Raw genomic sequence first — 13,366 nt, forward strand, 5'->3', positions numbered from 1 at the left:
TAGGAGATTCTGTAAAATGAATTTATTCATCAACGATCACTCCCCCGTTATTCTCAATAATTTTAATAACCTGATCGCGCTTTTCTTCGATAAGTTCAGGATCTGTTCCTTCTAAATTTAGCCGGACCAGTGGCTGGGTTGCAGACGGCCGCAAGTTGAGATGCCACTCGTTGTATTCAACAGACAACCCATCTTCTTCGTTCGTTTTTCCATCGTTAAATTTATTTTTCAACGTCCGAATGACATTGTCAATGTCTTTAACTTGAAAATTTGTTTCTTCAAACATAAAAATACTCTCTCGATATTCTTCCAATGCTTCTGATAACTTAATATTGTTTTCAGATAAATATTCAACAATTAAAAGCAAGGTAATCATTGACGAATCAGCAAAGAAAAAATCCCGATAAATGTTGTGAGCGGACGCTTCACCGCCAAAAATCGCGTTAACTTTCTGCATCTTTTCACGAATAAATGGATAGCCCGATTTAGATGGAAGATATTTTGACCCAAGGCTTTCAACTTGATTTTTAACCGCCCAACCGCGGCGCATGTCAAAAACAACTGTGTTTGCGCCATTCTTTGTGATTAAGATTTTAGAAATAAGTGCGCTTAAATAATCTGTGTCAACAAAGTCTCCATTCTCATCCAAAAGAGCGATCCTGTCAGCGTCGCCATCAAAGATAGCCGCAAATGACAGGTCGTCAATTTTTTTGCATTCCTCGATAAGTTGATTCCTATTTTTGGAAAGCATTGGATTTGGCCCATGGTTTGGAAAGTCGCCATCAGGAACAAAATTGATTTGAGTCATTTTGATGGGTAAACCTCTGGTAATTTTGGTAAGGACATTCCCCGCGACACCATTTGAAGCATCACAAACAAATTTGATTGGTTTAATATTTTTAATATCAATAAATGAAAAAATTTTTTCTAAATAATCCGGCCAAATATCAATTTTTTTAATTTCTCCGCGTTTCGATTGTGTCTCCATATTTCCATTTTCGGACAATGCAATGTTTTTAATCTTTTCAAGGCCATAACCCATGCTTACCGGAAGCACTTCAGAATCAATAATCTTTATCCCATTATATTCTCTTGGGTTGTGTGAAGCAGTGATCATAACACCAGGCACTTTAAGATGACCGCAAGCAAAATAAACTACCTCAATCGGCACCATGCCAAGATCAAAGACATCAACTCCGGCATCCAAAAAAATCTCCTTTGCTTCAGCGGCAAATTCAGGCGATGAAAGCCGGGAATCAAAACCAAGAACAACACTCTTTGGTTCAAGATATTTGATGAGGGCGGCAGCAATCTTTTTAATTGCTTCCACACCTAATTCCTCCGGCACAACCCCGCGAATATCATAAGTTTTAAAGATTGACGGATTCATTGCTCCACACTCCTTCATTATTTAACGCTTCAATCAGAAGCCTCTTGTTTGCTTCTAATCCTTTTTTAGCATGGTCTATTTCTTCCGTTGTTGTTAAATTTCCATTCTTTAGTCTTAGCCAATAATACATCATTGGCACTCTGGCAAAACGATAATAAATCAATGCTAATCGAAATAATTCTTTAAAATCCGGATTTTCCGAATTCTCCTCCAAAACTTCCGAAAACATTTCTTGCTGTCTTTCCGGATACATCCAGTGAGTGGCTGGAATATACGAAAAAGCAGCGGCTTGGTTGTCGAGTAATTTTAATCTTTCCCAGTCAATTATCGTCATTGAACCATCGTCTGATTTTATTATGTTGCTCATATTTATATCAATGTTAGTAAATACTGCGCCAGAATTTCTTACAAATTCTTCCTTTTCGTCTAAAAGAGCCATCATTCTGTCAAAAACATCATCACCAAGCCACTCCCTATATTCAGATTCATGCTCGTGCATCATTTCTCGATTTCTTTTGTGGGTCGGGCAGGCTCCCTCAGAATTCATTGTTATTTCTGGGTGCTCGGCTGCAATTTTTTCCGGATTCATTGCCTTTTGCATCGCTTTAATAAACTCGACTAAATTCTTAAAATCCTCTATTGGCATTGGCCCATCGGCAGCTTCGAACCACACGTGGCTCATGGGCTCCCCTTCGGCATATTCATACTGAACAAAACCATTGCCATTTTCCTCGGATTCACTTGCAAGATATTTGGGAATATTGACGCGTCCTCTTATATTTTCGGGAATTTCTTCTTCAATATCACTCGCGATATCCTCATAAAAAATTCTTTCGTTTCTGGCTTCACCCCTAGGATCTTCGCCGCTTAAACGCATTTTAGTAATAACAATCTTGTGTTCAGGGTGTGCGCCTTCAAATATCCAAAATGGACGAGTGACTTTATTTTCTCTTATATAATTCAGAACCGCCTCGTCCCCCTCCAAATTTAGATCAATATTTTCATGTACGCCATAAAATCTTACTGGCCTAACTTCCTGCACACCTCGGCTTTTCAAACACTCAAGTACCTGTTGCCAAAGCTTATTAAGCTCATCCCCAGATTCAATTTTTTCTTTCCAACTCAATCCCTCGATTGGCTCTTCGTGGCTTGAGGAATTAATTCCATCTCTCATATTTTTACCTCACATGCAAAATTGCTTCGAAAGAATCGCCGGCAGCAGCAAGATACCTTGCCCATATATGAGTCCTGTCGATTTTTTTTGATTCCTCAGTCGTTTTGATCTTTAAACTAATGGATGGCCATTTGTGCATATGAAACAAAATTCTTATGATACTGGACCGAAACATTTCTTCTAACTTTTCGTTTGTAATAAATAGTTCTATCAGCACCTTCTGCCAATTTTCGTATCTCCACAGAAATAACCAGAGGTATGTAAAATCAATTGTAAGGTTATCAAAACAAAATTGCTCGAAATCAGAAAATATTATATTATCTCCCGGGCGAACAATAATATTAGCCGGGCTCATATCACTATTACATGCTTTAATATTTTCGTTTGAATAGTATAATTTTTTATTATTCGCAAAGAAATTCTGCTGATTTATCAGTGATAGACCTAGATATTTACCAATATTTTCCGGATTGTAATCTTCCAAATCTTCGAAATATTTTTGTTGAAAATTCTTTTTCAGGTTATTTAATTCATGAGATTCTACGGATATTTTTTGTAAAGATTCCAAGTTGTCAATAATTTTTGGAACAATAATTTTGTCCTTGTCTATAAACTCATTTCTTAAAATATCATATCCCATAAGCGATTCATTTGGCAGGAGCATTGAAAGGGAGTTCCCTGGATAATATTGGCGAATAGACCAAAAATATTTACCACTAATTCCTGTTTCTATAATTTTCGCTCTTGCAAGGCCAAAATTCTTGTTGTGTTTATCAATATATTGGTCGACGGCTTTTTCTTTCTCCATATTTCTAACCCGGCCGGTAGAGCTTTTAGGAAAAATTTTTAGCACCACTTCATTGTTATTGATCAGCCCAACAAAAATATAACTTTCCCTTTCGTAGTCCTTTTTAATAGCCAATTTTTCATTAAAATGCAAATCCACAAAGAGATCTGCGAGTTCTTTTTGATACATCTAGCTAATCCTTTCGTACAAATTCATGTATTTTTCCGCCACCGCATCGAAAGAATATTTTTCTTCAACCGTTTTCCGACAATTTTTTCTCATTTCCTGGTACTGCTTTTCGGGCAGTGACAATATTTTATTGGCTGCCTCCTCAAAAGCGCGGATATCTCCTTGTTCAACCTTATATCCGTTTACCCCGTTTTCAATTATTTCATCCACCGCTCCCGTTTTGTAGGCAATAACCGGAGTTCCACATGCCATCGCTTCGATTACCGTGAGGCCAAAAGTTTCATTCGAAGAAGGAAACAATAAGGCCTTGGCGCTATAAAAACCGGGCCTTTTTTCTTTATCCACAAAACCAACAGCTGTGATTTCATCGTTTAAGCTTGGTAATATATCGCTCCTAAAATATTTTTCATTTTCACCGATTGGCTTTCCCCCAATCTCGAGTTTATAGTGCAATTTACTGGCAACCTTGATTGCGTGAGTGGCTCCCTTGGGCTCGATCATGCGCCCAATCCAGACGAAATTATCTTTAGCGCTTTCAGAAAAAGGAAAGTCGCCAAGATACACCCCATTGGGTATTATTTCATGTTGGCGTGAAAAGTCTTTCATTTGGAAACCTGAAACACCAACAAAGGTAATCAGGTTAATTTGTTCGGGCGTTAATAGATCAAATAATATTTTGTAACTAAAATTTTCTATTCCCATATGCATGGTAAGAATAGATTTTTTACCATTTTTGGCCGCCAGATATACAGGTAAAAAATTCACCATACTAAAATGAGTCATCCTATCTTCGCACATCACTCTGTCAATTGCTTTTGCATAAACTGCAAATTCTTCAAACGCTGTAGTGCGATAATTCCAGCCAGTATTGAAAAAATCTGCTCGCTTCGAATATCCTAAAGATTTTTCTACTATGGGTATCAGAGAATTTAATTTTTCAGAATCTCCAGTCGCCAACAATTCAAAGTTGTCCAATTTCTGTTCCAATGTTTTGGCTAGGTAATAATTAAAAACCTCTAAGCCTCCGGGCACGGCAGGACCGGTTGGCATAAATATGTTAGAAAATAAAGAAATTTTTTTCATCTTAACCCAAAAATTTATTATATGCAGCTAGGTAATTTTGCGCCATTTTAACAAGGCTAAATTCCTTGATGATCCTATCGCGTGGAGCAGATGGCTTTATGAAAGACGCTTTTTTAAGAGCTTCTCGAATCTCATTTTTACCAAAACTACTAATCAAGATTCCGTTCTCGCCATTATTGATCACATCTTTAATACCCCCGATCGGTGACGCTATCGGAACAACCCCCGAAGACATCGCCTCCAGAAGGACCATGGGCATACCTTCTCTTTCAGTTGGCATAAATATCAACTTTGCGTTTTGATAAATCGGAATAAGCTCATTTGGAGTTTTGTACCCCAAATAATCCACGTTATCTTTTCCAAAATATTGTTTTTCTAATCTCTCAAAATATTTAATCTCATTCGGAGACGAACCTCTTGGCCCGATTATAGAAAGTTTTTGCCCGGATTCTTTTACGGATAATATCAACTCCTCAACTTTTTTTTCGGGCACAATTCTCCCAACAAATATCACTCCTTGTTTTTCAGAATTTGCCTGAAAATTATATTTGTCTGTATCAACCCCATTGGGAGTGTAGCCGAAATTTTTGATGCTATTTTTTTGGCAAAATTTCTCATTGTCGTGGCTTATGCAAGTCATACCAGATGATGATTTTGACAATTCACGATAACGATATTGATCATAAGCGTGAAAAATACTAGCTAAATCACCATGGATCGTATACAAAACCGGAATCTTTGCAGCCAAGAATATAAAGAAATTTGTCCTCATATCATGAGAATTAATAAGATCAATTTTACCCGCCCTATAGGCTTTTAAGGCTTCATTGGCAGCAAAAAGATCGCTCTCTACCCTTCTTTGTGTATATTCAATCGGATTTTTTGTGTCTGGCCCGAATTCCCTCCACGCAGATGGCAGATCCGCCCCGCTGCAAGTAATTTCATTACTGCTGTCCCTGGAAGTAAAAACCATATTCTCACAATTAAGATCGGACAATTTTTTTGATAATTCGAACACTAGAGAGTTTGGTGCGCAAATAACGTCTGGGTCGGGTGGCACCGGTTTCGAGCTAAGAGGAATGATTCCAACTCTAATTTTTTTTGATCGCCTTTTGAACAACATTATGTTATAGTTTTATTAAGTTAATCTATTCCATTATGTTTCAATTTGGACAATTAATCAAATAGAGGGATTATGAAAATATCTATCGTCATGCCTGTGTATAATCGTGAAGATTTCTTACCAGAAGTCTTGCAAAGCTATTTCAACCAAACGGATAAGGACTGGGAACTAATAATTGTCGATGATTGCAGCATAGATTCGAGTTTCACAATCTGCCAAGATCTTGCCAAAAAAGATGATCGAATAAAATGTTTTCGCCTGAAAAAAAATTCTGGTGTTGCCATCGCAAGAGATTATGGCAACAAAAAAGCGAATGGAGATATTATTGTCGTTGCGGACTCTGATGATTTTGCCTATCCCGATAGAATCAAAATAATTAGAGAGTATTTTGAAAAGAATCCTGATGCTGACATCTTCTATACCAATATGGATCTAAATTACATTGACGATGGAATAGTAAAACCTAGATTTTTTCAGCCTTATGTCAAAGATTTATTATATAACATAAATTTTGTGCCTAACGCATCTTCGTCTTATAAGAAATCGGCCTACGTCAAAGTAGAGGGCTACGATAGCGAGCAAAAGATTGGAGAAGACTACGATCTCTGGCTTCAGTTTTCTGATAAAAACATGAAGTTTGGTTATGACCCTCGGCCAACAGTAAAAGTTACTATGCATAAAAAAAGTATTCGTTCAGAAGAGCAAGATAAACACCGCTCATATATTGAGCGAGTTTGGAAAAAACATAAATCAGCCGGAGCTGATCTAACTCAGGTTAAACAATTGGCAAATAAAGAAACATATGACTTTTTCAGCCAACCAAATAAATTAGAACTATGGTTCAATATTAAGAATTAGCGATCAATCTTTTATATAAACTCTCATATTGTGGAACAATTTTTCCAACAGAGAAATTTTCTTCAACTTTCTTTTTTGCATTTTCTGAAATTTTCTTGTACTCCCTTTCATCTGTTAGGACCTGAACAGCATATTCAGCCATTTTTGAAGTCTCACCAACCTCTACCAAAAAACCATTCTTTTGATGATCAATCATCTCGCTCATTCCGCCCACCCTGGTAGAAATGACCGGGACCCCCAAAGACATCGCTTCCAAAGATGACAAGCTAAAGTTCTCTTTTTCCGAGGGCAAAAGAAATAAATGAGAAATCGACAATAGTTTTTCTATTGAGCTTTGCAAACCCAAGAAATGAATTTTATTTATCAGCCCGCGCTTGGACGCCAATTTATATGCCGTACGCTGTTCTGGCCCGTCGCCAATTAACAATAATCTGGAATCAACCTTCTTCTGAACTTCTTCAAATACTTTTATCACGTCTTCAATTCGTTTAACAGCGCGGAAGTTGGACATATGGGTAATGATCTTTGCATTATTGGTTCCAAAAACCTCTTTTAAATCCTCGGGTATTTTCTTAGGCGGTTTTATATCCACAAAATTGTAAATTACATCGATCTTTTCTTCTAATTTATATGCTTCTTTCGCTTCATCCACCATGGCTTTTGAAACAGAGGTAATTGCATCTGATTTGGAAATGGTAAAACCAACCGCATCTTTAATTATTGGATCATGCCCAATAATTGAAACATCCGTCCCATGCAAAGTAGTCACGACTTTAACTTTTTTCCCGGCCCTCTCCACCATTTCTCGAGCAATGTATGCAGACAGCGAATGGGGAACAGCGTAATGGCAATTGATAACCTGAATATTGTTCTGCATTACAACATTGTATATTTTATTTGCCAGAGTTAATGAATAGGGAGCAGTATCAAAAAGCGGATATTCAAATTGTTCAACTTCATGATAGAAAACATTTTTTTTCCACGGACCAATAAGCTTGAAAGGTACTTCGGATGCAATAAAATGGACCTGGTGGCCCCTTTTTGCTAATTCGAGACCAAGAGAGGTACCGACAATTCCACTCCCGCCGCTTGAAGGATAACATATTATTGCAATTTTCATACTACTCTCCTGAATTTATTGATATGGTGATTTAGTCCTTTTTTGCCGGCTTACGCAAGTACTCTGCTGCCTCTTCCGGAGACATTATATCGATTATGACGCCGCTTCCAAGTTCGTATCCGCCATAATTGGCGAGGCGTGGTGTAATTTCGAGATGCCAGTGGTAAGAGGCAGAATTTTCGAAAGTATTTGGCAGTGAATGAATATAAAAGTTAAGCGGTATATTTTTAACATTTTTTTCCATTTTTTGCAAGACACAGTGGAGCGATTCACCCAAAGATTTCATGTGCGATTTAGGCGTATTTTCAAATTCGCTTTCATGGTTTTTGGGCAAAATCCAAGTTTCCATTGGGAATCTGGCAGCAAAGAACGTGATCGCAATAAAATTATCATTTTCATAAACAATGCGAATTTTTTCTTTCTTTTCATGCTTGATAATGTCGCAAAAAACACAAACGCCGTTAATGCCATAATACCGCTCTGCGCCGTCCATTTCCCGCCCGACATTATTTGCTACAATTCCCGAGGCAAATATTTGCGCGTGGGGGTGTTCGATTGATGCAGCGGCCTCTGCTCCCTGATTGTATATTGGCATCACAGAAACCACTCCTTCTACATTTTTCATATCTATATACCGGTCCTGGATGACTTCAAGCATTTCTGTGATTTTTGAACTATCGAAGGCGATCAAGTTTTCGTCGTGATTTTTTGCAATTATAACTTCGTGATCGCCGACAGCCGGCCTTGCCCTGTAAAAACCTTCCTCGGGATAGAAACTGCGGAGTTGCGTCTTGGATTCTTTTTCGACGAATGCCGGGAACTTGTTCTCTATAACATAAAAATTTGTTGTTGCGGCTCTGCGAACTTTTTCATTTTGTTTGTATCCTTCCGATCCCTCGCAAAACGGGCATTTGGACTTATCAGAAACTTTGACGCTTGGTGGAATTACAAAATCCTGCGGCCTCTTTGCTCGCTCCGGAGCAATAACAACCCACTCTCCGGTTATAATATTTTGTCTTAACTGAGGCATCTTAAACCCTCCGCGACACCTTAATTATTCAGATAGTTTGTCGCGCCCCTCGTAGCTCATAGAGCGAAGTGGGGCAAATTTAATTCTATTTTTTTAGATTGATGTTGGTTTGTGCATGCGTGATTGCAACCGCCAACGCATCTGCCGCATCATCTGGTTTGGGGCATGATTTGAGTTTGCAAATAATTTTAACCATCTCCTGAATTTGGGATTTTTCCGCTCTGCCATATCCCGTAAGCGCTTGCTTAACCTGCAACGGCGTATATTCATAAACCGGAAGATTCGCGCCTTTTGCACACACTATGGCCACACCCCTAGCCTCAGCTACCGAAATGACAGTTTTTTGGTTCTTGAAAAAAAACAGGCTCTCAATTGCTACTTGGTCTGGTTTTTCCTTTTCAATTATATCAGACAGGCTTTTGTAAATAAAATTCAATCGGTCAGGCTGGTTGAGATTGGCGCGGGTGCGAATACAACCATATTTAACAGGTCTTATGCCACCTGAAGCCTTCTCTATAACCCCATAACCCATAATCCCAGTACCCGGATCGATGCCTAAGATCTTAATTGTTTCATTGCTAAATTGTTTCATTGCTTCCGCGTTTATCCGCGCAATTCAATCCGCGGTTGGAATTTTTTTAACTTAAAGATTTACATTGATGTAAATCTTACTCACATCATCCAGGTCATCAAGCGCATCCATTAGCTTCATCAAAGATTCTTTTTTGTCTTCAGCAATATCTATAGAAGTATTCGGTTTCATCGAAGGTTCAGCTGATTCTAGCACAATTTTTGCACTCTCCAGGCTGGTTTTCACATTATTTAGATCAGAAAAATTGGTGTATATATAGTACATACTATCATCTTTTTCGAAATCCTCGGCTCCTGAGTCGATTATCGCTTCCTCAAGTTCTTCATCTTTTAAATTGTTTTTAGTCTCATCGACTATGATCTCACCAACTTTTTTAAATTGATAATTTACGCTACCCGGCCCAGCAAGGGACCCACCGTTTCGATTTAATATTGCTTTGATATCGGCGACTGTACGATTTTTGTTGTCAGTAAGGCATTCTACTAAAAGTCCAGCCCCACCAGAACCATAAACTTCATATACAACCTCTTCAATAGCCGCTGCATCTCCTCCGCCTGAACCTCGCTGTATGGCCCGCTCGATGTTTTCTTTTGGCATGCTTGCTGCCTTGGCGTTATCGACAGCCATACGGAGTGTCGGATTAGATGCTGGATCCCCCCCACCATCGCGCGCAGCAATCGTGATTAGTTTACCGAGCTTGGTAAATATTTTGCCGCGCTTGGCGTCAATCACTGCTTTTTTTCTTTTAGTCGTTGCCCATTTGCTATGTCCGGACATATCGAAATCTCCAAATAATTTTACCCTTGCATGATACTTGAAAACGGCCCTGATTTCAATCTTGTCAGTTTGGAGAAATACCTCCAGGGGTAAGAGAAAACCCGATTGTGCCATCTCGGTCGGTGCGGTAGTCTTGGATATTTCGGGAATTTAATAAATCAAGAGTTGCTGCATGCGGATGGCCATATTTATTCTCCACGCCAACCTCAATAACTGCCACCTGAGGATTGATTTCGTTCAGTGTTGTGGCATTTGTCCCGTTTGTCGAGCCATGGTGAGAAATTTTCAAAAGATCGGCAGAATAATCTACATTATTTGCTTTTAACTGAGCATATGCAATTGCCTGTTCGTCGGTTTCCATATCGCCGAGAAAATCGGCGCAATGAGAAAATTCGCAAAAACGGACAAATTCCGAAGTATTGTTCAGGTTATCTCCTGAGATTCCCAAATATTTCTTGCCCGGCCAAAGAAATTGCAATTCAGCATCGCCAAAAACAGAAATCTTGTCTCCAATTTCCGGAATGGACATTGGGATATTTTTAGATGTAACAGCGTTCAAAAAATTAAGATATTGATCACTTGTTGTGATAGAACCGGATGAATAAATCTGCCCAACCTCATATCTTTGAATGATTTGATTAATTCCAGTTAAGTGGTCTGCATGAGGATGAGTCAAAATGACGATGTCAATTCTTCGATCAGTGATCGGCATGATTTTTCCAATTTCTGAAAGGATGCTGTCATCCGGACCGCCATCGATAAGAATTTGATAATCACCTTTTTGTATCAGTTCCGCATCCCCTTGGCCAACATTTAAGAAATATATATTGAGACTATCTGTTGTGGGGCTTTTGGCGATTGTAACCCAAAGAAAAATCAAAATTATTATCAAAACCCCCAATATAATTTTTGTGATTCTTCTCATAAAATTATTCTAAATTTTCTAATACCAAAAAACAAAAAAATTATTATGCAAGAATAAAGAAATAAAACTAAAACAATTGAATTTTGGCCAAATTCGAACGATGAAAACGGCAGCACTGAAGCGATTTCAGTAGCCTTGATAACATATGTTAAAACTGGCCAAGCGAGTAATGCAAGAATTTTTCCCAAATAATAGTATATTATTCCTGATAGGCCAGCAATGAACGAGACCAGCATGGCAAGTGGCAGAATCCAAAGAACCAGAAAATTAGCAATCGGAGCAATCAGCGAAAACCTACCAAAAACATAGATAATGAGTGGAAAAACAGCGATTTGTGCCGATAGGGTTTCAACGAATGGTAATTTTATCCAATCGGGCCAGTTTCGAAATCTTGATGAATCAAATAGCCTTGAAATGATAGGAGAGAAATAAATTAGGCCAGCAAATGCAAGAAACGAAAGCTGAAAACCAATATCATTTGTAAGAATAAAGGGATTTGCAAGAATCATAATTATTGCCGCAAGCAACATCATATTTGTCTGATCTGCTTTGCGGCCAACTGTCGACCCATAAATTACCAACGTTGAAAATATTCCCGCCCTTATCACACTTGAGGCAGCACCAGTCATGATCACAAACAATGTTACAAGCACGACTCCGGCCCAGAAAGTTTTTCTTTTTCCTAGATGCTGGACAAGTAATTGTGAAAAAACCAGCATGATTATTGTCACGTTATATCCAGAAAGTGCAACAATATGGGTTAGGCCGGTTCTGTTTAAATCATCGGTTAAATCGGCTGGAATATTTCTCTTGATTCCAAGAACAAGTCCCGCGGCAAGCGATGCTTGGGGTTCCGGGAGAATACTATTGATCGACTGCTCAAAGTATGATGATATCATATACAATATCCTGATTGAATGCGTAATCATACTCTGATTTTTTCCACTTTTAAATACTGAATCAGGATTTTGAATAATCCCCGAAACCAGATTTTTCTTAAGAAATTTTTTATACGATGGATCAATGCTGCTACTCGTGCTTGACTCCACATTTCCAGATAGCTCGACATAATCGCCATATTCAAGAATTGGAATTTTTGGCAAATCGGCCTGAATTCTTGGTTCGGAACTTGAAATAGTCGTGCCATCGACATTTTTTACTGAAATTTCGACGCGTTGTTTTTCATAATCAACTTGCGGGTTATTTGCTATCATTCCGACAATTTTCACATCGCCAAATTTTGGCATCTCGGCCACCCGGCTCGAAAACAAGGAATAAAGCAATAAAGCTAAAAAAATTATTACAAATGACCAAGCAATGATAGTTAAAAGGCGATTTTTAAGTAGAAAATTTACAAGTGTGAAAAATATTAGAGATATGATGGTAAATAAAATAATTTGCCATGATCGAGCAAAATCAACAGCAGTGTATGACGAGATAAAAATCCCTACAATAAATACTAGAGCATAAATTGTAAACACTCGATATGGCGGAATCATTTTTGATTGTAATGTTTTCATCGCTGTTGAAAACCCATTCATTTTGTTATATTATCTATGATTGATGGTAAATAAGAAATACGACAATGAAAAAACGAGATAAACAAATTGACGAGGTCAAGGAGCTGGAAGCCAAAGTCGCCGAACTCACAGCCGGTTGGCAGAGGACACAAGCCGATTTTATGAACTATAAAAAACAGGCTGCTGAAGACCGGGCAAAATTGATCGAATCTGCATGCTCTGCACTTATTTATGATATTCTGCCGGTCTTGGATCACTTTCAACTCGCAGCTAGACATCTACCAAAAGATCTTGAAAATAATGACTGGGCAATCGGAATCAAGCATATAGAGAAACAATTCGAGACTATACTCTCCGAGAATGGTCTGACAAAAATCGAAACTGTCGGAAAACAATTTGATCCTCACTTACATGAAGCTGTGGAAGAGGTCGAATCCGACGAGCCAGAAGGAACTATTGCCGAAGAAACTTTGGCAGGATATGCATTCAATGGATCTGTGCTGCGTGCAGCCAAAGTAAAAGTTGTAAAAAATATTCCACCAAAGAGCTAAGAGCCAATACCCGCAATGAGGTTAATTTTGCGGACATATTTTTTCGTGGTGAAGCTGATGAATAGGATATCAGCACCCATACGGGAAGTCAGCCGGTTCGATTCCGGCCACCGCGACCATTCGACTCGTTTCACTCGCTCATGGCAAGCCAAAACGAAAAGTGAATCCATTCGACTCTCTTTGCTCAGCCCAAATGGTCCCCTTCGGGGCTCATGGTAAACCGTCTGCCTCACCGATTATGGTGGGG

Annotated in this window: 13 protein-coding genes and 1 tRNA gene; 3 read left to right on the forward strand and 11 right to left on the reverse strand. The window is 38.6% G+C overall.

Annotated elements, in window-relative coordinates; all coding sequences use genetic code 11:
• Positions 1-22: 22 nt before the first annotated feature.
• The 5 genes from WC080_00825 to WC080_00845 are packed head-to-tail and all read right to left on the reverse strand — an operon-like array spanning position 23 to position 5,746.
• Entirely contained in the window at positions 23-1,390 is a 1,368-nt protein-coding gene (locus WC080_00825; GenBank protein MFA7243820.1) for a phosphomannomutase/phosphoglucomutase, read from the reverse strand.
• Positions 1,371-2,564, reverse strand: coding sequence for a hypothetical protein (locus WC080_00830; GenBank protein ID MFA7243821.1), 1,194 nt, complete (start codon positions 2,562-2,564; stop codon positions 1,371-1,373). The genes WC080_00825 and WC080_00830 overlap by 20 nt, the downstream gene beginning before the upstream one ends.
• 4 nt (positions 2,565-2,568) lie before the next feature.
• Entirely contained in the window at positions 2,569-3,540 is a 972-nt protein-coding gene (locus tag WC080_00835) for a hypothetical protein (protein ID MFA7243822.1), read from the reverse strand.
• Positions 3,541-4,623: a glycosyltransferase gene (locus tag WC080_00840; GenBank protein ID MFA7243823.1), complete on the reverse strand. Its 1,083-nt coding sequence runs from the start codon at positions 4,621-4,623 to the stop codon at positions 3,541-3,543. It lies immediately after the preceding gene.
• 1 nt (position 4,624) lies between these two features.
• Positions 4,625-5,746, reverse strand: coding sequence for a glycosyltransferase family 4 protein (locus WC080_00845; protein ID MFA7243824.1), 1,122 nt, complete (start codon positions 5,744-5,746; stop codon positions 4,625-4,627).
• Positions 5,747-5,818: 72 nt separating this feature from the next.
• Here WC080_00845 and WC080_00850 point away from each other — a divergent pair, with 72 nt between their 5' ends.
• Positions 5,819-6,604, forward strand: a complete 786-nt coding sequence (locus WC080_00850) for a glycosyltransferase (GenBank protein ID MFA7243825.1) — start codon at positions 5,819-5,821, stop codon at positions 6,602-6,604.
• On the opposite strand, the gene bshA is transcribed toward WC080_00850, so the two are convergent.
• The 6 genes from bshA to WC080_00880 all read right to left on the reverse strand — a co-directional run bounded on the left by bshA (position 6,594) and on the right by WC080_00880 (position 12,589).
• Complete coding sequence (gene bshA, locus WC080_00855) at positions 6,594-7,724, reverse strand: N-acetyl-alpha-D-glucosaminyl L-malate synthase BshA (GenBank protein MFA7243826.1); 1,131 nt, start codon at positions 7,722-7,724, stop codon at positions 6,594-6,596. The two genes, WC080_00850 and bshA, sit on opposite strands and share 11 nt — an antisense overlap.
• Before the next feature lie 31 nt (positions 7,725-7,755).
• Positions 7,756-8,754, reverse strand: a complete 999-nt coding sequence (gene galT / locus WC080_00860; protein MFA7243827.1) for a galactose-1-phosphate uridylyltransferase — start codon at positions 8,752-8,754, stop codon at positions 7,756-7,758.
• Positions 8,755-8,839: 85 nt separating this feature from the next.
• Entirely contained in the window at positions 8,840-9,322 is a 483-nt protein-coding gene (ruvC, locus tag WC080_00865) for a crossover junction endodeoxyribonuclease RuvC (protein ID MFA7243828.1), read from the reverse strand.
• 75 nt (positions 9,323-9,397) lie between these two features.
• The gene (locus WC080_00870; protein ID MFA7243829.1) at positions 9,398-10,237 is read right to left on the reverse strand and encodes a YebC/PmpR family DNA-binding transcriptional regulator; all 840 of its coding nucleotides are present in this window, start codon (positions 10,235-10,237) and stop codon (positions 9,398-9,400) included.
• Positions 10,188-11,048: an MBL fold metallo-hydrolase gene (locus WC080_00875; GenBank protein ID MFA7243830.1), complete on the reverse strand. Its 861-nt coding sequence runs from the start codon at positions 11,046-11,048 to the stop codon at positions 10,188-10,190. The genes WC080_00870 and WC080_00875 overlap by 50 nt, the downstream gene beginning before the upstream one ends.
• Positions 11,045-12,589 carry a ComEC/Rec2 family competence protein gene (locus tag WC080_00880; protein MFA7243831.1) on the reverse strand — a complete coding sequence of 515 codons (1,545 nt, stop codon included), beginning with the start codon at positions 12,587-12,589 and terminating at the stop codon, positions 11,045-11,047. The genes WC080_00875 and WC080_00880 overlap by 4 nt, the downstream gene beginning before the upstream one ends.
• A 44-nt stretch (positions 12,590-12,633) precedes the next feature.
• Between WC080_00880 and WC080_00885 the strand changes: the two genes are divergently transcribed.
• Positions 12,634-13,119: a nucleotide exchange factor GrpE gene (locus WC080_00885; protein MFA7243832.1), complete on the forward strand. Its 486-nt coding sequence runs from the start codon at positions 12,634-12,636 to the stop codon at positions 13,117-13,119.
• Positions 13,120-13,163: 44 nt separating this feature from the next.
• Positions 13,164-13,238, forward strand: a tRNA-OTHER gene (locus tag WC080_00890).
• The last annotated feature ends 128 nt before the right edge of the window (positions 13,239-13,366 follow it).

This window comes from Patescibacteria group bacterium, assembly GCA_041674405.1.
GTDB lineage: Bacteria > Patescibacteriota > UBA1384 > XYA2-FULL-43-10 > XYA2-FULL-43-10 > JBAYVT01.

What these genes read in the sequence shown, in the direction of transcription:
- WC080_00840 (MFA7243823.1), bottom strand. Translation starts at nt 4,623, where the DNA reads ATGAAAAAAATTTCTTTATTTTCTAACATATTTATGCCAACCGGTCCT.
- WC080_00845 (MFA7243824.1), bottom strand. Translation starts at nt 5,746, where the DNA reads ATGTTGTTCAAAAGGCGATCAAAAAAAATTAGAGTTGGAATCATTCCT.
- bshA (MFA7243826.1), bottom strand. Translation starts at nt 7,724, where the DNA reads ATGAAAATTGCAATAATATGTTATCCTTCAAGCGGCGGGAGTGGAATT.
- WC080_00885 (MFA7243832.1), top strand. Translation starts at nt 12,634, where the DNA reads ATGAAAAAACGAGATAAACAAATTGACGAGGTCAAGGAGCTGGAAGCC.
- WC080_00880 (MFA7243831.1), bottom strand. Translation starts at nt 12,589, where the DNA reads ATGAATGGGTTTTCAACAGCGATGAAAACATTACAATCAAAAATGATT.
- WC080_00870 (MFA7243829.1), bottom strand. Translation starts at nt 10,237, where the DNA reads ATGGCACAATCGGGTTTTCTCTTACCCCTGGAGGTATTTCTCCAAACT.
- WC080_00825 (MFA7243820.1), bottom strand. Translation starts at nt 1,390, where the DNA reads ATGAATCCGTCAATCTTTAAAACTTATGATATTCGCGGGGTTGTGCCG.
- WC080_00875 (MFA7243830.1), bottom strand. Translation starts at nt 11,048, where the DNA reads ATGAGAAGAATCACAAAAATTATATTGGGGGTTTTGATAATAATTTTG.
- WC080_00830 (MFA7243821.1), bottom strand. Translation starts at nt 2,564, where the DNA reads ATGAGAGATGGAATTAATTCCTCAAGCCACGAAGAGCCAATCGAGGGA.
- WC080_00835 (MFA7243822.1), bottom strand. Translation starts at nt 3,540, where the DNA reads ATGTATCAAAAAGAACTCGCAGATCTCTTTGTGGATTTGCATTTTAAT.
- galT (MFA7243827.1), bottom strand. Translation starts at nt 8,754, where the DNA reads ATGCCTCAGTTAAGACAAAATATTATAACCGGAGAGTGGGTTGTTATT.
- WC080_00850 (MFA7243825.1), top strand. Translation starts at nt 5,819, where the DNA reads ATGAAAATATCTATCGTCATGCCTGTGTATAATCGTGAAGATTTCTTA.